Origin of the sequence: Pseudomonas sp. NBRC 100443 (genome assembly GCF_030268185.1) — a bacterium.
In the GTDB taxonomy this organism is placed as follows: domain Bacteria; phylum Pseudomonadota; class Gammaproteobacteria; order Pseudomonadales; family Pseudomonadaceae; genus Pseudomonas; species Pseudomonas citronellolis.
In genome coordinates this window covers 1-309 of sequence record NZ_BSQE01000089.1, presented here as the reverse complement: position 1 = coordinate 309, position 309 = coordinate 1, and the positions used below count along the sequence as shown (strand labels likewise).

The window sequence follows — 309 nt, the reverse complement described above, 5'->3', positions numbered from 1 at the left end:
TCGGTCGGACTCCACATCATCACGTTGCGGCGCTTGTGCTGGATCTTGTAGCCGATGTTGGCCATCAGCAGCTTCGTGTAGCCAATCCGGGCCGACTTCACGAAGTTGACCACCCGGATCAGGTCGTTGCCCATCGCGTTCAGGATGGCGACCTGGAAAGGAGCGGTCTTCCAGCGGCCCTCGTTGTACGAGGACTCGGCCGACATGTAGAAGTGCTTGTCGGCCCACTCCACCGCCGTCATCGGCGGCTCTTTAAACATCCCCTGCAAACCCAGCTTGACCGCAATGCGCAGGTCATTGATCCAGGGT

At 59.5% G+C, this 309-nt stretch carries 1 protein-coding gene; it reads right to left on the bottom strand.

All coding sequences use genetic code 11. The features are described from left to right. Positions 1–309, bottom strand: a 309-nt coding sequence (locus QSJ95_RS32660; protein ID WP_285647905.1) for a phage terminase large subunit family protein, incomplete at both ends; no start/stop codon positions are given.